The sequence below is a fragment of the Patescibacteria group bacterium genome (assembly GCA_041645165.1).
In the GTDB taxonomy this organism is placed as follows: Bacteria; Patescibacteriota; Patescibacteriia; order 2-02-FULL-49-11; family 2-02-FULL-49-11; genus 2-02-FULL-49-11.
In genome coordinates this window covers 46,910-66,378 of sequence record JBAZQN010000011.1, presented here as the reverse complement: position 1 = coordinate 66,378, position 19,469 = coordinate 46,910, and the positions used below count along the sequence as shown (strand labels likewise).

Sequence of the window (19,469 nt, the reverse complement as noted above, 5' to 3'; positions counted from 1 at the left end):
CAGTATGGTGACTCGCACTTTTGGTTTGAAGACCTTGCCTGCCGCCAGAGCTATCCACAGGGTTTGGGGCTCGTTATGCGGTGGAATCGGTTTTCATTTGGGGCTCATTATGTATTGTACAAGACTTAGTATGTACTTATCCCTTATTTTACCATACAATATAAGTAATCCAAAACATAAATGTAAGTATACGAATTTCCTATAAGCGAAGGAATCGCAATTTTTGCAGGGCTAGGCGTCACCGGCTGTTGGATCGTCTGCCCGAAAAAATCGCCGATTCCTGAACGCCCACCCCATGCTTCACGCCAACATTATAAAAACCAAAAAAATGCGGTGGATTGACGTCCCCCGTTTTGGCAATGCTGAGCTGGAAATGCTCGCCGAAGAATTCAGCTTCCACCCCCTCGACCTGAAAGCCTGCTTTCCTCCCATCCAGCGCCCGAAAATCGCGACGTACCCGGAATACACATTCCTCATCCTGCAATTCCCCATTTACAACAGGGAAACGCGCAGGATAGAACCGGTGGAAATTGATTTTTTTATCAGTGCGAATTATTTGATTACGATCCATGACAACCGCCATCCGACCATCATTGAATTTTTTGACCAATGCCACAGGGACCTGCAAGCGCGAACCAACCACATGAGCGAAACCGTGCCAAGCCTGCTCTATGAGCTCCTCAACCGCCTCCTGATCTCAACATACCCCATGCTCAACCATGTGTCGCTTGATATCGATGCGGTGGAAGGGAACATCCTTTCCGACGACCAAAAAGAAGTTATTTCTGAAATCCTCATCCTGAAGCGGAATATCGTCAATTTCAGAAAAATCATGCAGGCGCATAAATATGTCATTCAAAAGCTGATGGAATCAAATGCGCTCCCCGCGTCCCATAAGTTCCGCGCGTACTTTGAGGGACTCGTAGACCACACGAAAGAAATCTGGGACACGCTCGCGAATTACCAGGACACCGTCAACGCGATGCATGACGCGCACGCATCGCTCATCAATACGCGCTCCAACCAAGCCATGCGCGTGCTCACCGCCTTCGCGGTGATCGTGTTCCCCCTGACCCTTATCGCCTCCATCTTTAGCATGAATCTCGAAATCATTCCCCTGCGCGCACATCCCGACGCGTTTTGGTATGTCATCAGCGGCATGGCGGTATTAGGAATCTTCATGTTAGTATTTTTCAAGCGAAGAAAATGGCTCTAAAACCATAGGTAACTATTCATCTTTTCTCAAAGGAGACCTCCCCATCCCCTCCCCGTGATAAACACGGGGCAAGCTCTTAGCAAGGAGGGGACTTGAGGGGCGGTTTCATTTGGCTCTTTTTGGAAAATACTGAACACATGCAACCACGGCGCTTGCCTCTTGTCCCGACTTGTGTTAACCTGTCATCAGCTTGATCTCTCTTATGCATTATCCCATAGCCTCATCCTGTTGCTGTTCCGGCGCTCCCTTGGAAAAGGGTGAGGTAAACGCTTGTCCCGCATAAGATAAGAACCTCGCCGTTTCTCAAGGGAACACTCTAAAAATGAGTGTTTTTTATTTATACCAATTGATACCATTATGCAATACCATGACAACATCCTCTCAATAATAGGCAACACTCCCCTTGTAAAAATCAATTTTGAGAGCCGTGCGGCAATATACGCAAAGCTCGAATATCTCAATCCTGGCGGAAGCATCAAGGACAGGAGCGCTCTTGCGATGATTGAGGACGCCGAAAGGCAAGGAATGTTGCGGCCAAACGGAACGATTATTGAAGCATCCTCGGGCAACCAGGGAATCGCACTCGCCATGATCGGCGCGATAAAAAAATACCGCGTCATCATCACGGTCTCTGAAAAAGCAAGCGCGGAAAAGAAAAACACCATCCTTGCCTATGGCGCAGAATTAGTGGTGTGCCCCGCCGTAGAGCGCTACGACGACCCTCAAGGCTGTTGGGCTGTGGCAAAAAGACTTGCGCACGAAACCCCGGGCTCATTTATGCCTGACCAGCATTTTAACTTTACTAATGTTGAAGCGCATTATCGCTCCACCGGCCCGGAAGTATGGCGGCAGACAGGAGGCAGACTTACCCATTTTTTTGCGGCAGCAGGCACTGCCGGCACGATCTCCGGTACCGGAAAATATCTTAAAAAGAAAAACCCGAAAGTTAAAGTGTTCGGGGTGGATGCGGCGCACTCATATTTTTCTACCAAAGGAAATCCGAAACCCTACCAAATCGAGGGTATGGGAATAGACCATGATACGCCAATCCTTAACCTTGAAGTGATAGATAAAATGATACCGATAACTGATAAGCAGGCGCTTCGCATGCTGAAAGTGATGGCGAAAAAATTCGGGCTTCTCATGGGTCCCTCGAGCGGCGCAGTCGCGTATGCCGTACGGCAATATGCGCGAAAGCTCGCCAAGGATGATCTCGCCGTATTTATCATCGCTGATTCAGGACGCGCATATCTTACAAAGAATTACTATTCGAATTAAGGAAACCGCCCCTCAAGTCCCCTCCTTAGCAAGGAGGGGATGGGGAGGTCTCTTTCTCCCACTATGCAATTTGCTACCCGCGCAATACACATTGGCCAAGAACCAAACCTCAAAGAAGGAGGGAGCGGCGATGTCGTGGTGCCGATTCATATGGCAACGACGTTCGCCCGCAAGGAGGTGGAATCTCCTACCCAGGGATACGAATATTCCCGGACAGGCAATCCCACGCGCCATGCGCTTGAATTGGTGCTTGCGAGCCTTGAATATGCCGCGCACAGCCTTGCCTTCGCTTCAGGCCTTGCGGCGATTGATAGCGTGATGAAACTCTTAAAACACGGAGATGAGGCGATTGCCTGCGATGATCTCTATGGAGGCACACGGCGGCTGTTTGACATGATTGCCATTAAATTCGATATCACATTTTCCTATGCGGATCTTTCATCGCCGGAAACGATAACGGATTTCATTTCGAAACGAACAAAAATGATATGGTTGGAGACACCCACCAATCCCCTCCTGAAACTCTGCGACATCCAAAAGATCGCCGCGTGCGCCAAGAAGCAAAATCCTGACGCGCTCGTGGTAGTGGATAATACGTTTGCCTCGCCCTATTTCCAAAAGCCGCTCTCATTGGGTGCGGATATTTCTCTCCATAGCACCACCAAGTACATCGGAGGGCATAGTGACGCAGTAGGAGGCGCAGTTATCACGAACCGCAGCGATGTGTATCAGCAGCTTAAATTTATCCAAAATGCCGCCGGTGCCGTGCCTTCTCCCTTCGATTGCTGGCTCGTGCTGCGGGGTATAAAAACGCTCGCGCTCCGTATGGAAAAGCATGAAAAAAATGCGCGGAAGATCGCGCTGCGGTTAGCGCGCCACTCTCACATTGCCCGCGTCATTTATCCGGGGCTTCCGAGTCATCCGCAATACGAACTCGCCAAAAAGCAAATGACAGGATTCGGCGGAATTATCTCTTTCGAACTCAAAGGAGGCCTCGACGATGCAAAGCAATTCTTGTCATCGCTTCGCATTTTCTCCCTGGCAGAAAGCCTCGGGGGGGTGGAATCGCTTATCGAGCACCCCGCGCGCATGACGCACGCTTCCCTCCCGTCCGCACTGCGCACGCAGCTTGGCATTTCAGACACCCTTATCCGCATGTCCGTGGGGATTGAAGATATGAAGGACCTTATTATGGACCTAGAACAGGCTTTAGATAAATTATAAAAATGGTGGTATGATAGTATCAAGATTCTAGCTTCTGAATTCTTTATTCTTAAATACATGCTCAAGCTCTACAACACCCTTACGCGTAAAAAAGAAGAATTCAAACCCATTAATCCCCCTCACGTGGGTCTTTATACTTGTGGCCCCACGGTCTATGACTATGCGCATATCGGCAATTTGAGGACCTACATCACTGAAGATATTCTTAAAAGGGTCATAACGGCAAATGGCTACCAAATGAACCACGTCATGAATATTACTGATGTGGGACACCTCACGTCAGACGCAGATGAGGGTGAAGATAAGATGATGAAAGGGGCGCGACGCGAAGGCAAGACAGTCTGGGAAATTGCCGCGTACTATACGGACGCGTTCAAGGAAGACCTGAAGAGCCTCAATATTATTGAGCCCAATATCTGGTGCAAGGCGACTGACCATATTAAAGAACAAATCGAGCTCATCCAAAAATTGGAGCAGAAAGGTTTTACCTATGTGGCTGGCGATGGTGTCTATTTTGACACTTCAAAATTCCCCCACTATGGCGCGCTGGCACGGCTTGATATCGAAGGCCTTAGGGCGGGCGCAAGAATTGAGATGGTAAAGGGCAAAAGAAATCCGACCGATTTTGCATTGTGGAAATTTTCACACGACGCAGATCAACGCAGATCGAAAACGCAGATCAACGCAGATAATGAAAAACATCACAAAAGGTTAATGGAATGGCCCTCTCCCTGGGGCATAGGGTTCCCCGGCTGGCACATCGAGTGCTCTGCCATGAGCATGAAATACCTGGGGGAAACGTTTGACATCCATGCGGGCGGCATTGACCATATTCCCGTCCATCACACCAATGAAATCGCGCAAGCAGAAGCGGCTACAGGAAAGCCCCTCGCGCGCTGGTGGGTGCACGGAGAATTTTTGCAAATTAACGAGGGGAGAATGGGAAAATCAGAAGGCAATCTCCTCCGGCTACAGACTCTCATAGATAAGGGTTACGATCCGCTCATATACCGCTACTTTACCTTTACAGCCCATTACCGGCAGAAATTAAATTTTTCATGGGAAGCGCTCGATGCCGCTGCAACCGCGCTTAAAAATCTAAAAGAAACAACAGCACTACTGGATGAGCCTAAAATCGGATGTGCAGAATATGAGCAGCGTTTTATGGACGCGATAAATGACGATTTGAACCTCCCTCAAGCGCTTTCGGTAGTATGGGATCTTATAAAATCTGACTATCCAGCTGCCGCGAAAAAAGCGAGCCTGCTTAAATTTGATGCTATACTCGGACTAGACTTGGCACACGCAGTAAGCGCGAGAATAGACCTTAAGGATTTGCCAGAGGATATAAGAGAGCTGGTGGCACAACGCGAACTTTTAAGGCAACAAAAAAAATTCGCCGATGCCGACGTTTTAAGGAAGACTCTTACTGCAAAAGGCTATATCATCGAGGATACTCCTGAAGGACAAGTTATAAAAAGAAAGTAACCATTCATTACAAATACTAATCTCCCCTCATACGAGGGGAGATTTATTATAATAGTAATTTACACCTTCAATGCACTGCTCTTGGTTCTTGTGAGAATCAGACACACAATGGGAAGTGAGAGCCATAAAAATTGCCCTACAGGGTTTATAAAAACATTAAGGATCGTAGGAGAGAATCTGAGCTGCAGCGAAGCAGGCAAAAGAAGCAGCGCGATGGAAATGGTAAGCCCCACTTGGAGTATTGAAAAAATAATCGTCTGCCAGAATGACCCCACCGCATCGTTTGCAAGCGACCTGCCCGCGCCCGACTGGCCGACCACGAGGAACGTAAGGAGAAAGAGGATAAAAAAGGTGAAGAGCGCGCCAAAAGGATTATCATGGAAAAACGTAGTGCCTAGAGTCCGCACAAATGAAGACACTTCGAAAATCGCCAAGGAAAAATACAAGGAAAGCAAAATGATTATGACCTTATTCCTCCCCAACGCAATCCCATACAAAAAAACTCCTATGAGGAAAAAAAGGAGTACAAACACGTCCCACGACGGCGTGGTTAAATCAATCTGGCGTATCGCTTGGGTAAGTGACGATATAAAAGTGTCCACGATAATTATTATACCATAAAATATAACAGGTACAAAATCATTATGGTCTCCTCTGTGTCGTTAAATCCCAAATCCCAATTTCAAATTTCCAATAAAATCCAAACCCTCAAATCCGAAAATTGGTCATTGGGAATTGAATATTGGACATTTATTTGACATTTGGATTTTGACATTAAGTTACGAGGTATTACTCCTCTTCCCTCGCAAGCGCCTCATAAAGCTCTTTCTGTTTCCTGTTTAAACGCGTGGGTACCGCAACCGTGACATGCAATAAATGGTCTCCCCTTCCCGCGGATTCAAGGTGCGGTATGCCTTTGCCTTTCAAGCGTATCACCGTGGCTGACTGCGTGCCTGAAGGGATTTTCACTTCCACCAGCCCATCCACGGTAGGCACTCTCATCGAATCGCCAAGCGCTGCCTGCGGCAAAGTGATGCTCGCGTCGCTGTGGATATCGTCATGTTCCCGCCGGAAGCGGCTGTCAGGTTTTATATGCACCGTGATAAAAAGGTTCCCCGCCGAGGCACCCCGCACGCCTGCCTCTCCTTTCCCTTCCATGCGCAGGGTGGTGCCTTCTGCCACGCCCGGCGGAATGGTTATTTCAAATGCATGTTCTTTGAGCACACGGCCTTCACCGCGGCACTTGCCGCATGGCTTTTCTATGACGCTTCCTTCGCCATGGCACGCGGGGCACACTGATTGCGAAGTGAACGTGCCAAAAAAGGTACGCTGGGCTTGCTCCACCACGCCTGCGCCGTCGCATGTGCTGCAGGTTTTCACTCCGCCCTTTCCCTCGCTCCCTGATCCGCGGCACGACTCGCATTCCTGCAATTTCTCAAGCGTGATGCGCTTCGTCACTCCGCGCACCGCATCTATGAATTCTATGGTGGTATCGATTTCCAAGTCCCTTCCTTCCTTGCGCTTGCGTCCCCGCTTTCCCCGCCCCCCAGACCCGAAACCGAACATATCGCCGAACAGGTCGCCGATATCATTAAAATCCACGTTCGTGCGGAACCCTCCAAAAGGCCCTCCTTGCGCAAAATCCTGCCATTGTGCACCGCCCCCCGTCCCTCCTTCAAACGTCGTGCCAAACTGGTCATACTGCTCTCTCTTCTGTGTGTCAGAGAGCACCTGATATGCCTCATTTATTTCTTTAAACTTTTCTTCATTGCCGCCGCCCTTGTCTGGATGATGCTGGTGCGCGAGCTTGCGGAATGCCTTCTTGATCTCCTCTTGACTGGCATTCTTAGAAACACCCAAAATACTATAGTAATCTTTTGCCATATAATACTTCACTTAAAAATCTTGTGAATCGTACCTCCACCAACTACTCTCCCCGCCTTATTTTGGCGGGGAGACAGTGTTCGCCGTGAGGACTGTTTGAGTCCCGCATAGCGGGACGAGTTCCGCAACAAGAATCGCGGTCTGCCTTAAGCGCAGTGCCATGTCATAGTGTGAGATCTATATATCCTCCCTAAAAGTGAGTCCTGGCAATTTACGAGGCGGTCTGGCGCATCAAGCTGCTAGATCGCGCCGCCGAGAAAATTGTCCAGGACGAACGAAGTTATGCCTTAAATCCCATCTCCTTGCCCTCCGCAGGCTCTTGCGCCGCCTCTATCGCGCCGAATTGCGCTTCATATTTCTTAATATTGTCCGCGAGCGCGGCCACAATCCTTTTCGCATGCCCCGGCGAGGTCAACACCCGCGCATTCACTACTCCAAGCCCTTGGTGCGGATAGAGATTAAGAAAATCAATTATGAACTCTTCTTTAGTATGCACCACCTGCATCGCGTTGGCGTACAAGCCTCGCAACACCTCGTCTGACGCACGAATTTGAATCTGTGTTTGTCCCGATTTATTATCAATCATAGTGGTTGAAGTATTAGGTATTAGGTATTAGGTATTACGTATATAGATATCACGACATAACGTAATACATAATACGGGATACGTCATTATTTATCATCCTTCACATCCTTGTACTCCGCATCTACAGTTTTTTTATCCTCCTGTTTATCTTCTGCCTTCACCTCTCCCTCCGTATTTCCTTTCGCTTCCGCGGCGGCTTTATAAAGCTGTTCGCCTACCTTTTGGATTTCCTGAGAGAGAGCATCGGTTGCCTTCTTTATCGCATCGGTGTCGTCGCCGTCTTTCACCTTTTTGAGCGCCTCCACCTTCTCCTCGATCCCCTTCTTCACCTCTGCCGATACCTTGTCGCCCGCATCGCGCAAGGTCTTTTCGGTGGTATAGACCATGCTGTCGGCAGTATTCTTTAATTCGATCTGCTCTTTCTTTTTCGCGTCGTCAACGGCATGCGCTTCCGCTTCTTTTTTCATCCGCTCAATCTCATCTTTGGAAAGGCCGGTGGACGCGGTGATGGTGATTTTCTGCTCTTTGCCCGTGGCGCGATCTTTTGCGGTGACATGGAGTATGCCGTTCGCGTCAATGTCAAAGGTAACCTCAACCTGCGGGATCCCGCGCGGCGAGGGAGGAATGCCGTCAAGAATGAATTTCCCCAAACTCTTATTATCGTGCGCTAAGGGGCGCTCTCCCTGCACCACGTGCACCTCCACGGAGGTTTGCCCGTCAGCGGCGGTCGAAAAGACCTGTGATTTTTTCGTCGGGACGGTGGTATTCCTCTGAATGATAGGCGTGGCCACGCTGCCCAGCGTTTCAATGCCGAGCGTAAGAGGAGTCACATCAAGCAGTAATACGTCTTTCACCTCACCCTGCATGATGCCTGCTTGAACCGCCGCGCCTGCCGCCACGACCTCATCGGGGTTTACGCCAATATGCGGCTTCTTCCCGAAAAACTCTTCCACCATCGCTAATACTTTGGGCATTCTCGTCATTCCTCCCACCATGACAATTTCATCAATGTCCTTCACGGTGAGCTTTGCGTCGCTCAATGCTTTCTTCATCGGCTCTTTGGTTTTTTCAATCAGATCGCCCACCAGATCCTCATATTTCGCCCGGGTCAGCTTCAAGAGCAGATGCTTTGGGCCGTCAGCGCCAGAGGTGATAAACGGCTGGTTAATTTCCGTTTCCATGGCCGTGGACAGCTCGATCTTCGCCTTTTCCGCGGCCTCTTTGATGCGCTGGAGCGAGAGCGTGTCTTTCGAAAGGTCGATGCCTTGATCCTTCTTGAATTCTGCAATAATCCAATCAATGACCCTTTGGTCAAAATCATCCCCTCCAAGGTGCGTGTCCCCGTTGGTGGCCTTTACCTCCACGGTATCGCTGGATACTTCTAGAATGGAAATGTCATAGGTGCCGCCGCCCAAATCATACACGGCGATCTTTTCATCCTTCTTCTTCTGGAATCCATACGCCAGCGCCGCAGCCGTAGGTTCATTGAGCACCCTTTTCACGGTAAATCCCGCGATCTCGCCTGCTTCTTTCGTTGCTTTACGCTGCGAATCGTCAAAATACGCCGGGCAGGTGATCACCGCCTCCGTCACCTTTTCGCCCAGTCTTGCCTCCACGTCCGCCTTGATCTTCTGCAAAATCATTGCGGAAATCTCCTGTGGGGAATATTCCTTCTCTGCCATGGCCACTTTCACGCCTTCACCCGACTTCACGATTCTGTAAGGCAGGGTTTTTTGCGAACGCTGCACTTCGGGGTCATCGTATCTGCGCCCGATAAGGCGCTTTACCGAGTAAATGGTATTTTGGGGATTGGTGACTGCCTGGCGTTTCGCCGTCATCCCCACGAACCGCTCGCCGTTCTTATTGACGGCCACAACGGAGGGCGTGGTGCGCGCGCCTTCGCTGTTTTCTAATATTTTTGGGCTGCCGCCTTCAATGACGGCAACCGCTGAATTGGTAGTACCGAGGTCTATGCCTATAATTTTTGACATACTCAAATATATAAATACTAAATTCTAAACTCTAAACCCTAAACAAATCCAAAATTCGAGATTCAAATCATCGAAATATTAAGGGATAGGAATATTTCGAATTTTGTGTTTTGAGCTTGTTTAGGATTTCGGATTTAGGATTTCGGATTTTCAAGCAACGTATGCGCCTCTATCACATCATCTTCGGTAATTTCGTTTGAATCCATAAATCTCATCACTTCGTCGGTCGCGCAGTCAGTCGGCATCCCAGTGCCCACCAGCCCGAAAGGCATCGGCGATACCGCTACCAAGACATCAAGTCGGCACTCACCGCAGGTAAACGATACCAGCGACCCTTTCTCATTGGCAGAAAGCACCTGTACCGATGTGTGGGTATACCGCGAACGGCATGAAGGGCATTCCCGTAAAAGCATCAATGCTTCATTTTTATTGTTTTCTTTTGGTGTCATACGCCTGATCACTGATAAAATGTTCTTTCGATCCTCCCGTCACTCCCGCGGATATCACGAGAGTGCACGCCAAAATCGAAATCGAGGAAAATTAAATTTCAAATCCTAAATTCCAGCTTCTAGATTCTAACTTCTCTACTCTTCCAACCCCTCACTATTACTTCACCTCCACCTTGACCGTCTTCGGTTTCGCGCGCTCTTCTTTCGGAATCGCAACTTTCAGCACGCCTTTCTCATAGGTTGCTTTTGCCTCTTCGCCCTTTACTGCGGACGGAAGCGCCACTGCACGGTGGAAACTGCCATAGCTCACCTCTTTACGATAGAACTTTTTATCCTCCACCTCTGTCTTGCGCTGAGATTTCCCTTCAATGGTAAGGACGTCATTTTCTACCGATACCGTAACCTTTTCCGGATCCACGCCGGGAAGCGGTGTCTCCACATACACATTGTCCACATCCTCGTAGACATCGATCGCGGGAACCATGCCTGCCAAGGACCGAAAAGTCCCCGTAGGCCACATATCGTCGAAAAACCTCGTCATATCGTCGAAGGGTTCGACCATGGGACGCCATGGAATAAGAGTCATACTGCCTCCTTTAATTCTCACTGGTGCACGCCAGAGAGATTATTCAATAATAAACTGAATTGGAAAAAATACCTTATTAAATTCCAAATCTTAATATCTCCCGCTCCGGCGGGATCCCGCTTACCTTAGAAAAAAAGATTCAAGGTGCGGGACAAATTCCAAATAAATCTTAAATTCCAATTTATATTGGGATTTCAGGTTTGGGATTTTTCATTTGTTTCGGCCTTTGTTGTTGCAGTGCCTGATCGCTCTCCTTGTGCCGTTACCATTTAATTCTTACGAGAGGCACATTTCATACAAGCAGTGTGTACTGGGTATTTGCAGGAGAGGATTATATAAAAACTTTATGGTAACGGTACTTGTTCGCTGATGACCACTTGCGCGGGAATAATCACTTTCCCATACAGGGTATAACCTCCTTTTATTTCTTTGACCACCGTATGGACAGGCGCCTCTTTTTCAATCTCAATGCCTACTGATTCATGTTTAGTCGGATCAAATGGTTTACCTATGGTAAGAATTTCTTCTATGCCCGCATCGCGCAAATATGAAGCAAATTCCTGCTTAATCTTGAGCACTCCGTCAATCCATGGATCCTTATTCCGTTCCGGCGGCAGATGCGCAAATGCGCCCTTCAAATGGTCATAGAGGGGGATAAACCCCATGAGTGCGGCTTGGGCGGAAAATTTTATAAATTCACTCTGGCGCTCCTCTGTTTCTTTTTTAAAATTTATATAATCGGCTTTCGCGCGTTTCCATCCGTCAAGGTATTCGACGGCCTGCGTTTTTAATTTTTCATATTCTTCATTGCTCATGGTAATGATGTCCGATGGCGAGTGGCCCGAGTCCGGCTGTGCAGCTGCCTGTGGTGTTGCGTTTTGAGATGGTGCATCATCCATAATTTTTATTATACTAAATTGTTAACCTAATTCCGATAATGTCATTCCAGACCTGATCTGGAATCCAGACAAAAAACAAACAAAAAATCGGTGTTTTCTTTTGATTTTCCCCGATCTCGGTCGAGGACGGCGTCTGGATTCCCGCCGGAGCTTGCCCCGTACCGCGATACGGGGCGGGAATGACGTTGAAAATCGGAATCTGAATAGCAATGCACTATACAAAATACTAACTGTTGATCAATTCCGATATCAGCCTAATCCGCGCAATATTTCTGGGATAATGCATGCGCAGAGGGCCTAAGATGCCGATACATCCTTTCTGTTTCGCCTTCCTCGAATATGACGTGCCGACAAATCCGCACGCATCGCCAAATGGATTATCGCTCCCCAAAAGCGTCTGATGTTCGCTCATCTCCTTCACGAGCCTGCCTAAAATCTGGTCCAAATGGTCAATGACTTTCGCAAGCGACACCGCATATCCTTGCTCTTCAAATTCCGGCTGTGCAAAAAGTGCGCTCAAACCAGTATAATAAAAATCTTCGGGGCTAAACGCGACCACTACGGCATTCTCTGATACCTCTGACAGGGCACGCGCGATTGCTTTGAAGCTTGCGGCTTCGCCATCCTCATGCCATACCCGCTCGTACATTGACCGTTCTTTTCTCTCAACCGGTTTAGCCTCCCCATGCGTGATCCAATAGCGATACGCCCGTTCTGTGGGCACTCTTCCCGCAGAAATATGCGGCTGGGAGAGATACCCTTCCTCTTCAAGCACGGCCATGTCATTGCGGATAGTCGCGGGGCTTACCGACATCTCATATTTTTCTGCAAGCAGTTTGGATCCCACCGGTTCGATGGTCTCCACATATTCTTCTATTAAATGCGAGAGAAGTGTGCCTTGCCGTTCGTCCATACCCGTCAAATAACAAAATACTTATGCATATTATACTCTTTAAGGGATTAGCACTCGCATGGTTAGAGTGCTAATTGCAGTATATTGAGCATTATACCCCTTGTCAAGAGGTATGAGATGTACGCGCTCACTGGGGGCATCGCCATCCTCGCGGTTTAAACCCCCCTCTTGATCTCCCCCTTGATAAGGGCGCTTAAAAAAATAACATTTCACTTGTCCCATAGGTTTGTCCTTATTTTGTTGACGTACGGCGTAGATGGCGGGATATGTTATTTTTTTACGGCGCCTAAGGGGGAGACCACACGCCTTGTCCTCCCCCTATGGCTTCGCCATATCTTGATGATATAAAGGGGGAGGTGTGGTGGGGGTGTTGATGGACAGTGAGCGCGTACGTATGAGATACCTTCCCAAATACGCATTATGACGAATTATAGAGCGCAGCATGGCCGGCATATGCCTGTACGCCCAAATCAACCGACACGCGCTGGCAATTTCGGGAAATCTCTTCGGAAACTCCTTCATTAATAATTTTTCTTAACAATGCAGCTAACTCATCAACAGACCCAAGGTTAAACAGCCAACCCGTCTCCCCTTCTTTCACATATTCGGGAATACCGCCGATGCGGCTCGCGATAACCGGTACGCCAAAATGAAAACTCTCAAGGATTGCCATAGGCGCATTTTCCAGCGTCAGTGAGGGAATAACGGTGACCAAAGCGCGTGCAAAAATATCCTTTAATGATTTGTCTTTTAACGCACCGCGAAACCGAATCCACGGGAATCGCGCATATTGTGCTGCCAATTTGTTCCTCAATGACCCGTCGCCAACGATATCTAAGGTAAACGCGCGTTGCTGAAATTCCTGTCCCACCCTTTGCGCAGCCTCAAGGAGAATCTGTATTCCTTTACTCTCCTCCAACGCGCCAATGAACGAAATAGAATTCTTCCCCTCCCCCATCTCTTCATCTCCTTGCGCCGCACCCATTATCACATTAGGAATTACCTCAAATTTCGATTTCCTAAAAAATCCTCTTTCCGCGTAAAACTTTTTTAAAAAATCAGATGGCGACGCCACCACATTCGGCGAACCCCAAACCAACCTCTGCTGTTGCTCATATATCTTTCTGATAATTTCATATATCTGCGCAGACTTCGAATTCCTCACCACGCCGCTGGGATAAACTAATTGGATATCATGGAGCGTATGGATCCACCGCGCATTACCTTTGCCAAATCGGATAAAAAGAGGCAGGAGCATCCCCATCCCGCGCAGATTGTGCGTATGCACCACATCTGGTTTTAATTTCTGTATTAATCGCAAAGCCTTTAAGGGGCCGTTCAAATTAATCCAGTCGCACAAAAATGCCCCTGCTCTGAAAAATACTCGTTTGCATATACTACCTGCCCGCCATAGCCTATTATTAGTTCTTCTATTAACACGCTTTGTTTTAGATAAATCATTACATATAGTAGCCTCATGAAAGGCGGCGGCAGGCGGGCGATCGTAGAATAAGCAAACGATCAGTTTCTCTGAAAAACGGCGGCTTAAAGTTTTATAAGAATATATTTGAACGCCACCTTCATCACGTCCGCTCATTCCACCCTTTGCTGTATCATCACCTAAGGTAAGCGCCGCGACCTCATGCCCTTGTACTTTAAGGAATTGCACCAATCCTCTCGCCGCCGCTTCTGCGCCCCCGCCTTCGGGATAAAGATGATTAATAAGTAATACTTTCATACCCCGTATATCAACATCCAACGCCACACAAACGGCGTAAAATGATTATGATGGATAAATGAGATTAAGATGAAATGTTACGCAAAAAACTTGGCATTAGTATGGCGATCGATGAGGGAGGCGAGGAAAGAACCACTTAATGCACTCGCCGAGACTCCCCTAGTAAATCCATTCTCTATTTTTCAAATTTATGCCTCCCTCTTGGATGTTGTATTACGGGGCATAACATTATCATTGTATATCAAAAAAGAGTGTCTTACTACACTCTCTTCTATAAAAACACCCTTATACCCTTCCTATCGTCATTCTGAACGTAGTGAAGAATCTCCCACGAATGTGGGCTCGTATGCGCGAGGACGGTATACCATAACCTTCTCCATCTCTCTAAATCCCGCCTTAAAAGACAAATTAACTTATCTCCTAGGGCAGAAGGAGGAAAATGGTTTTCCTCCTTTAAAAAATCGGCGGGATTTAAAAAACGAAAAGGTAATCTCCGGGCCAGAGCGACCCGTTGAATATCGTTATTCCCGGGAGGAAGTAACGTTGTGAAGCAAATGAGGTAACGGTGAAAATATAATAACACTCACCGCCCTCCTCATAGAGTTCGGTCCTCCCCGTTGGTGGCCCAAGAAGGAAAAGGCCACGATCGGACCTGTGCCCACGCCACTCGACTGTACTATCCGGTCGCTCTCCATGAGGGAACGCCACCCTGTAGCATTCCCGTCGGTGGAGGATGTCCGCCAGCTCATGACGCTGGATGAACATCTCGAGATCCTCCTGTGCTTGGAAATTATCTAATTCAGGAAGATCTAGTGAATTAACGGTACCAGTCGACCCCACCCATGTCGACGTTGTACCAATTTGTGACTCCTCATACTTATGCATGAGGTAATCACATACCAAACACCAACCACCCCCAACTAATAAAACTAATGTTACGATCCCCCTCACAACAATCTTCTCTCTCGGGGACATAATGACCTCCATTGTAAAGGTTCGATATCAACTACATTGGTTTATTACTTCACCTTATAACACTCTTCATAATCCAACAATGTGCATAAATAAAAGAGCCCCTGAATTGCATCATGAAGCTCTCACTACTTCAAAGTTCCTAAGCTTTCTTAAAGGATAAATGCATTCTCATCTAAGAAAGCCGCGGCAAGTCAATTACCCCTGCCGCATTTTTAAAAGAAGGAGCTACACATCTAATTCTTTCCCCGTATATTCCTGCTCCTTCTCTTGCTGTTGTTGCTGATCTTGCTGCTTTTCTTTCTTCTCCTCCTCCTTGCAACCACCTAGCAACAACAGAAATATTAGAAAAAGTGGGAACTTTTTCAACTTCCTCACCTCCTCTCAAATTTTGTGAAAATGCTATTTCATGGTTTATTTACCAACATATCTAAGTACACTCTCTCTATCTTGTCAATAGCCTTATCCCATGTATAACCCTCTAAAACCTTTTCTCTGCTTTTTTGTCCCATACTGCCGCGTAGTGACTTATCTTCAATCAGATCCTGAATGCGTCGCGCCAACGCACGTGGATCATTCACAGGCACCTTAAATCCGTTTATCCCCTCTTCCACCAGCGTCCGCACTCCCGGCAGATCGCTTACGATGACGGGCAAACCTGACGCCATTGCTTCAAGCGCCACCAATCCGAATGCTTCCGCGCGCGATACCGAAGGAAACACAAAAAGGTCCGCGTTGCGGTAATAATCAGGCAATTGCGTTTGAGACACGTTGCCAAAAAACTGCACTTGGTCTTGAATCCCTAAATCTTGTGCCATTTTTTTATATTTCTCTTTAAGATTACCTTCGCCTATAACCAAACATTTCAAATTCAATCCCTCCCTCCTGCCTGCGCAGGCAGGATTACCACGATTCAGCCGACGTAGCCTTTGGCTACTATGGCGAAGTTGGCTCGTGGTATTTAGGGTAGGGTTTAAATGAGTAGATTTTAAACGATTTTGTTCATTTTCTTGTTTCAGTATGGCGAACGCGTGAAGTAATACCTCTAACCCTTTAAACCAATGCGCGCGGTCGAGGGAACCGACGAAGAGAACAATAACGGATTTGTCATCCTGACCCCGCGAGTCGGGGGAAGGATCTCTGGCGAATGCCAGCGGTGTGCCCGTATGCACGGGAGATTCTTCACTACGTTCAGAATGACTACCTAACGGTTCAAATCGTTTCGCATCAACCCCAAACGGTATTTCGACAAACTTATCGCTTATGTATTTCGCAATGCGTGAATGTTGCGCATAATCCATCGCTGATACGATCACCCTGTCGGCGCGCGTGATCAAACGCGGGAGCACAATCCTGTCATAAAGTTTAAACATCATCCCCTTCAAACCTTTAGCGTCTGCGTCATGATGGTATTGTAAAATGAACGCTGACTTACGCGGAACGTCACGCGTGGCCTTATCGCTGAAAAACGCGGAATTAAATCGTTGAAAAATTATACCCAGAAGAACAAATTCAGCCCCGCCGAAAAAAGGATAATGCAGATGAATGATATCGTATCCTTCTAATTTCCTTAATTGCGGCACGAGCGCCGCATTGCCCACATGCAACCATGGTTTGAGATACGTTATTTTATTATCCATAACTCCTCCTTCCCCTCCTCTTAACTTAAGAGGAGGTTGGGTGGAGTTATCCAACGTGGGCGTAAACGTTTCCACTTGCCATCTTCTTCCTGCCAACCCTCCCGCCATATTTTTCGCCACAACCCCAATACCGCCTGCATAAGGCGGGTACACGGGGGTGATATGCGCGATTCGGTATGGCATAAATTCACTTGTAGGGGCAGAAAATTTTCTGCCCCTACCATCGTATAACATAACGGAGAAAGGCAAGATATAATGCAAACACCGGATTCATAACATATTCCACAAGAGGATTGCTTATCTCTTGGTCAGTAATGACACCGGTAAATGATCCAAGTACGGCCTTATCAGGCTGTGTTCTTATATTCTGCACGTATTTATGTTTTTTCATAATTAAAGGCACATGAACAAATATCCATACGTACGCACGCAGTCGCGCGCCAAAAAAACCGCGGTAGAGCGCGAAAAACATCAACCCGAATTCAAGAATAATTAATGCGGGTAAAATTAATAACAGGGTGCTGAATTTATAATGCGTAAGCAGGAGCAAGAGCCTATTGCGCTCTATCCAGTAATATTTCCGGATGCTGCGTGAAAATTCGTAATGATGATAAACTATCGAGGAGGGTACTAAAATATTCTGGTATCCGCGTAACAAAAATTTCCACCCCACGTCAAGATCATCATGGTACATAAAAAGGTTTTCGTCGAATAAACCAATTTCCTTCAACGCATTGTGTCGGTACAGCACTGCAGCCCCGCTCGCGTAGGTGATGAAATGTGTGCTGAGTTTAACGTCATCCTGAGTCCCAAGCGCATCGGGACGAAGGATCTCTCGCGTATGCGAGCCCACATTCGTGGGCGATTCCTCATTCCGTCCCGATGGTATCGGGACTTCGTTCAGAATGACAGATCGGGACTGCCCGTTAGCTTGACTAAAACCAAACCCTAAAAAGTGGATACTATTTCCCGCTGAATTTACCTTCTCGCGATCCTGCGCGTAAAGAATAAGAGATTGAGCAGAGACAGCCTTACGCTGTCCTTCCAACGCGTTCACGAGGGCCGTGAGCCAATCCGGATGCACCACCGTGTCAGGATTGAGAAGCGCGATAAATTCCACGCCTTGCGCCAACGGGTGCCTCAAGCCTGCATTCACACCTGCAGAAAATCCTCTATTTTCTTTTTCACGAACCAATGCCGCATCCGGCATTGCCTCGCGTACCAATTCTGGACTGTGATCGGCAGAAGCATTGTCCACAAAAATAAACTGCACCCCGCCGGCGGGATGCTGCATGGCCTTAAGGCTTACGAAAAGTTCCGGGAGGAACCGGGCGCTATTATAGGTGACTATGATCACGGCGACGCGGGGCATGGTGATAATAGTAAGTATTAGGTATTAGGTATTACGTATCACGATTCTCAAGCGTATCGCGGTCAGTCCCCTGATACTTAATACGTGATACCTGATGCGTATCATCAAGCGCCAAATGTCTCACTACTTTTGTGATATCCCTTTCCATCTTATCCATCCGTACCACAATTCTGAAGAGCACATAGGCGACGATGACGAATGAGCCGTAAAATGCGAGGTCAGTCCCCCGCCCGATGCCTAATATATTCGCGATCATGGTTAAGGCGTTGGGCACGAGTATGGCCGCCGCGGCAAGCACCCAAAAAAACGACCAAAAGAAAAATTCTTTCCCGCTGATCGTGCCTCGGCGGAATTGCCATGCGATCCGCCCCACAATCAATATGATTAACGCGCACGCGATGATCTGGAAAACCATATGTAAATAATCAATTACCAAGAAACAATCATCAAATAATCACCAATAACCAACTCACAAACACCAATATTGGTTATTGTATCTTGTAGCTTGATGTTTGTTTCTTGTATCTTGTTTCTTATACCTCGACGCTTTATATTATCTCAAAATTCTTCTTAAGAACAGCCGAAATGCAGTCCCAATACCTGTAGATATATTCTGCCCCTTTCCTATCGAATAGTCAGTATAGCGCACTGTGATGGGGATAGTCGCAATTCTCAAACCCAGTCTAGCCGCTTCTCCAATGATTTCAGAAGAAAATTCCATACCCTGTGCATGAGTCTGCAAATTTCTTAACGCATTGCGCGTATAAGCGCGGAATCCCGACTGGGTATCAGAGAGCCATACGCCGTAGAGGATCCATGTGAGGAGGTTCCCCGCGGTAATGTAGGCTTTTCTTAATAAACTCATTCCTTCGCGCTTTGACTGCGTACCGAACCTGTCGCCTATCACGATATCAGCTTCGCCTTTTTGGAGCGGCTCAATAACCTTTATGATCTCTTCCGGCTCATGCTGGCCGTCCGCATCAATGGTCACGATGATGTCCGCACCGCGCATAAGCGCCGCCTGTATGCCGGTTTGCAATGCCGCGCCATATCCCCTGTTCACCATATGCTCAAAAACAGCAGCGCCTGCCTGACGCGCGCGCAGCGCAGTATCATCGCACGAACCGTCATTTATGACCATGACCTCACTCGCGTGCTGCAAACAGCCATGGATAACTTCGGCAATGGTCCGAGATTCGTTAAAAGCGGGAATTACAACTACCACAGTCATAA

The 19,469-nt window shown here is 47.7% G+C and carries 19 protein-coding genes and 1 pseudogene; 5 read left to right on the top strand and 15 right to left on the bottom strand.

Going from position 1 to position 19,469, the window contains the following annotated elements; all coding sequences use genetic code 11:
• Positions 1–295: 295 nt before the first annotated feature.
• The 4 genes from WC659_05030 (at position 296) to cysS (ending at position 5,206) form a co-directional block, all read left to right on the top strand.
• Entirely contained in the window at positions 296–1,216 is a 921-nt protein-coding gene (locus WC659_05030) for a magnesium transporter CorA family protein (GenBank protein MFA4873269.1), read from the top strand.
• Between the two features lie 357 nt (positions 1,217–1,573).
• Positions 1,574–2,494 carry a cysteine synthase family protein gene (locus WC659_05025; protein ID MFA4873268.1) on the top strand — a complete coding sequence of 307 codons (921 nt, stop codon included), beginning with the start codon at positions 1,574–1,576 and terminating at the stop codon, positions 2,492–2,494.
• A 63-nt stretch (positions 2,495–2,557) separates the two neighbouring features.
• The gene (locus WC659_05020; protein ID MFA4873267.1) at positions 2,558–3,718 is read left to right on the top strand and encodes a PLP-dependent aspartate aminotransferase family protein; all 1,161 of its coding nucleotides are present in this window, start codon (positions 2,558–2,560) and stop codon (positions 3,716–3,718) included.
• A gap of 57 nt (positions 3,719–3,775) precedes the next feature.
• Positions 3,776–5,206 (top strand): cysteine--tRNA ligase, encoded by a 1,431-nt coding sequence (gene cysS / locus WC659_05015; GenBank protein ID MFA4873266.1) that lies wholly within the window; start codon positions 3,776–3,778, stop codon positions 5,204–5,206.
• Between the two features lie 59 nt (positions 5,207–5,265).
• On the opposite strand, the gene WC659_05010 is transcribed toward cysS, so the two are convergent.
• The 10 genes and pseudogenes from WC659_05010 to WC659_04965 form a co-directional block, all read right to left on the bottom strand.
• Positions 5,266–5,808, bottom strand: coding sequence for a hypothetical protein (locus WC659_05010; protein MFA4873265.1), 543 nt, complete (start codon positions 5,806–5,808; stop codon positions 5,266–5,268).
• Positions 5,809–5,995: 187 nt separating this feature from the next.
• Positions 5,996–7,090: a molecular chaperone DnaJ gene (dnaJ, locus tag WC659_05005; protein ID MFA4873264.1), complete on the bottom strand. Its 1,095-nt coding sequence runs from the start codon at positions 7,088–7,090 to the stop codon at positions 5,996–5,998.
• 280 nt (positions 7,091–7,370) lie between these two features.
• Positions 7,371–7,676 carry a DUF3467 domain-containing protein gene (locus WC659_05000; protein MFA4873263.1) on the bottom strand — a complete coding sequence of 102 codons (306 nt, stop codon included), beginning with the start codon at positions 7,674–7,676 and terminating at the stop codon, positions 7,371–7,373.
• 86 nt (positions 7,677–7,762) lie between these two features.
• Positions 7,763–9,667, bottom strand: coding sequence for a molecular chaperone DnaK (gene dnaK / locus WC659_04995; protein MFA4873262.1), 1,905 nt, complete (start codon positions 9,665–9,667; stop codon positions 7,763–7,765).
• A 134-nt stretch (positions 9,668–9,801) separates the two neighbouring features.
• Positions 9,802–10,116 carry a hypothetical protein gene (locus WC659_04990; protein MFA4873261.1) on the bottom strand — a complete coding sequence of 105 codons (315 nt, stop codon included), beginning with the start codon at positions 10,114–10,116 and terminating at the stop codon, positions 9,802–9,804.
• Positions 10,117–10,273: 157 nt separating this feature from the next.
• Positions 10,274–10,702 (bottom strand): Hsp20/alpha crystallin family protein, encoded by a 429-nt coding sequence (locus tag WC659_04985; protein ID MFA4873260.1) that lies wholly within the window; start codon positions 10,700–10,702, stop codon positions 10,274–10,276.
• A 344-nt stretch (positions 10,703–11,046) separates the two neighbouring features.
• The gene (locus WC659_04980) at positions 11,047–11,601 is read right to left on the bottom strand and encodes a nucleotide exchange factor GrpE (GenBank protein MFA4873259.1); all 555 of its coding nucleotides are present in this window, start codon (positions 11,599–11,601) and stop codon (positions 11,047–11,049) included.
• A gap of 226 nt (positions 11,602–11,827) precedes the next feature.
• The gene (locus WC659_04975; GenBank protein MFA4873258.1) at positions 11,828–12,295 is read right to left on the bottom strand and encodes a hypothetical protein; all 468 of its coding nucleotides are present in this window, start codon (positions 12,293–12,295) and stop codon (positions 11,828–11,830) included.
• Positions 12,293–12,514 (bottom strand): annotated as a pseudogene (locus WC659_04970) (DeoR family transcriptional regulator). The gene WC659_04975 and the pseudogene WC659_04970 overlap by 3 nt, the downstream one beginning before the upstream one ends.
• A 418-nt stretch (positions 12,515–12,932) precedes the next feature.
• Positions 12,933–14,252 (bottom strand): glycosyltransferase, encoded by a 1,320-nt coding sequence (locus WC659_04965; GenBank protein ID MFA4873257.1) that lies wholly within the window; start codon positions 14,250–14,252, stop codon positions 12,933–12,935.
• 654 nt (positions 14,253–14,906) lie between these two features.
• On the opposite strand from WC659_04965, the gene WC659_04960 reads away from it, so the two are divergent.
• Positions 14,907–15,050 (top strand): hypothetical protein, encoded by a 144-nt coding sequence (locus tag WC659_04960; protein ID MFA4873256.1) that lies wholly within the window; start codon positions 14,907–14,909, stop codon positions 15,048–15,050.
• A gap of 349 nt (positions 15,051–15,399) precedes the next feature.
• Here WC659_04960 and WC659_04955 read toward each other — a convergent pair whose 3' ends face one another.
• The 5 genes from WC659_04955 to WC659_04935 all read right to left on the bottom strand — a co-directional run bounded on the left by WC659_04955 (position 15,400) and on the right by WC659_04935 (position 19,467).
• Positions 15,400–15,612, bottom strand: coding sequence for a hypothetical protein (locus tag WC659_04955; protein MFA4873255.1), 213 nt, complete (start codon positions 15,610–15,612; stop codon positions 15,400–15,402).
• Positions 15,613–15,631: 19 nt separating this feature from the next.
• The gene (locus tag WC659_04950; GenBank protein ID MFA4873254.1) at positions 15,632–17,047 is read right to left on the bottom strand and encodes a glycosyltransferase family 4 protein; all 1,416 of its coding nucleotides are present in this window, start codon (positions 17,045–17,047) and stop codon (positions 15,632–15,634) included.
• Between the two features lie 34 nt (positions 17,048–17,081).
• Positions 17,082–18,236, bottom strand: coding sequence for a glycosyltransferase family 2 protein (locus WC659_04945; protein MFA4873253.1), 1,155 nt, complete (start codon positions 18,234–18,236; stop codon positions 17,082–17,084).
• A 31-nt stretch (positions 18,237–18,267) separates the two neighbouring features.
• Complete coding sequence (locus WC659_04940) at positions 18,268–18,651, bottom strand: DUF2304 domain-containing protein (protein MFA4873252.1); 384 nt, start codon at positions 18,649–18,651, stop codon at positions 18,268–18,270.
• 138 nt (positions 18,652–18,789) lie between these two features.
• The gene (locus tag WC659_04935; GenBank protein ID MFA4873251.1) at positions 18,790–19,467 is read right to left on the bottom strand and encodes a glycosyltransferase family 2 protein; all 678 of its coding nucleotides are present in this window, start codon (positions 19,465–19,467) and stop codon (positions 18,790–18,792) included.
• Positions 19,468–19,469 lie beyond the last annotated feature (2 nt).

Coding starts and splice junctions, on each gene's coding strand:
- WC659_05030 (MFA4873269.1), top strand. CDS start 296: ATGCTTCACGCCAACATTATAAAAACCAAAAAAATGCGGTGGATTGAC.
- WC659_05025 (MFA4873268.1), top strand. CDS start 1,574: ATGCAATACCATGACAACATCCTCTCAATAATAGGCAACACTCCCCTT.
- WC659_05020 (MFA4873267.1), top strand. CDS start 2,558: ATGCAATTTGCTACCCGCGCAATACACATTGGCCAAGAACCAAACCTC.
- cysS (MFA4873266.1), top strand. CDS start 3,776: ATGCTCAAGCTCTACAACACCCTTACGCGTAAAAAAGAAGAATTCAAA.
- dnaJ (MFA4873264.1), bottom strand. CDS start 7,090: ATGGCAAAAGATTACTATAGTATTTTGGGTGTTTCTAAGAATGCCAGT.
- WC659_05000 (MFA4873263.1), bottom strand. CDS start 7,676: ATGATTGATAATAAATCGGGACAAACACAGATTCAAATTCGTGCGTCA.
- dnaK (MFA4873262.1), bottom strand. CDS start 9,667: ATGTCAAAAATTATAGGCATAGACCTCGGTACTACCAATTCAGCGGTT.
- WC659_04990 (MFA4873261.1), bottom strand. CDS start 10,116: ATGACACCAAAAGAAAACAATAAAAATGAAGCATTGATGCTTTTACGG.
- WC659_04985 (MFA4873260.1), bottom strand. CDS start 10,702: ATGACTCTTATTCCATGGCGTCCCATGGTCGAACCCTTCGACGATATG.
- WC659_04980 (MFA4873259.1), bottom strand. CDS start 11,601: ATGGATGATGCACCATCTCAAAACGCAACACCACAGGCAGCTGCACAG.
- WC659_04965 (MFA4873257.1), bottom strand. CDS start 14,252: ATGAAAGTATTACTTATTAATCATCTTTATCCCGAAGGCGGGGGCGCA.
- WC659_04950 (MFA4873254.1), bottom strand. CDS start 17,047: ATGCCATACCGAATCGCGCATATCACCCCCGTGTACCCGCCTTATGCA.
- WC659_04945 (MFA4873253.1), bottom strand. CDS start 18,236: ATGCCCCGCGTCGCCGTGATCATAGTCACCTATAATAGCGCCCGGTTC.
- WC659_04940 (MFA4873252.1), bottom strand. CDS start 18,651: ATGGTTTTCCAGATCATCGCGTGCGCGTTAATCATATTGATTGTGGGG.
- WC659_04935 (MFA4873251.1), bottom strand. CDS start 19,467: ATGACTGTGGTAGTTGTAATTCCCGCTTTTAACGAATCTCGGACCATT.